Source organism: Mesorhizobium sp. M7D.F.Ca.US.004.03.1.1, from assembly GCF_003998635.1.
In the GTDB taxonomy this organism is placed as follows: Bacteria; Pseudomonadota; Alphaproteobacteria; order Rhizobiales; family Rhizobiaceae; genus Mesorhizobium; species Mesorhizobium loti.
This window is the reverse complement of the sequence record NZ_RZQG01001444.1, coordinates 1-964: the sequence shown is the minus strand read 5'-3', so window position 1 is coordinate 964 and position 964 is coordinate 1. Positions and strand designations below refer to the sequence as shown.

Here is a 964-nt window from a genome sequence, read left to right as displayed (position 1 = left end):
GCTGTTCCTGCGAGGTACCGGCGGGAATGCAGATCGTGCCGCCAGCGGCATCCTTGAGCGACTTGAGGTTGAGCTCCTTGTGCGCCATCACCTTCGTGGTTCCGAGGTAGTAGGACATGGAAAATTGCAGCCCGAGCTCGGTGTCTCGGCTGAGCGTGCCGCCCGACGCCTTGATGATGATGTCGACATCGCCTGACTGCAGGGACGGCCAGCGCTGCGCCCAGCTGATCGGAACGATCTTCAGCTTTGCCGGGTCGCCGAGCACGGCCGTGGCCACCGCCCGGCAGAGATCGATGTCCATGCCCTTCCAGTTGCCCTTGTCGTCGACTTCGGCGAAGCCGAGATAGGATCCGTCATGGCCGGTGCAATTGAGCACGCCGCGCGCCTTGACGATCTCCAGCGTCTTGCCGCCGGCGGCTTCTGCCGGCGCTGCAAAATGCACAAGTCCAAGGGCCATGGCTGCGGCCCCCCATTTCATCGTTTTCATGTTCCGTCTCCACTGTTGAGGCTGTTTGGTTTCTTGTTGTTGGAGGTCCGAAAGTTTTCTTTCGGAGCTCGGTCTCAAAGCCGCTCCTAGTCGGAAAGCGGGGTCGGTTTCGGCACGGAGGAAATCTTCAGGTCGCTGCTCCAGTCCTGCTGGGCGAGCCATCGATGAAGGGCGGCGACCGCCTTCACGCGCAGGTGCCCGCGCGGGACGATCAGGTAGAAGCCAGGGACCTTCTCCGGCCTCATATCGGCAAGGGCGTCGCGGCCGACCGGCGCGACCAGCGCACCCGACCTCAAATCTTCCTCGGCGTCGATGACGGAGACGAGACCGACGCCGATGCCTTGCAGGGTTGCGCGGCGCATGGTGGCGGCATCGTCGAAACTGATGCTTCGGTTGCCATCTGTCTGCTCGATGGCAAGGTGCCGTAAAATGTCTGGCCAAAGGCGCTTCGATTTGACGGTGTCCAGCAATGTGAAC

General features: G+C 62.1%; 2 protein-coding genes. Both read right to left on the bottom strand.

The features are described from left to right. On the bottom strand, nucleotides 1–487 hold a 487-nt coding region (locus EN935_RS37805), incomplete at its 3' end, for a transporter substrate-binding domain-containing protein (RefSeq protein ID WP_127374328.1). An 86-nt stretch (nucleotides 488–573) separates the two neighbouring features. Further along, nucleotides 574–964, bottom strand: a 391-nt coding sequence (locus tag EN935_RS37800; protein ID WP_245489163.1) for a LysR substrate-binding domain-containing protein, incomplete at its 5' end; no start/stop codon positions are given.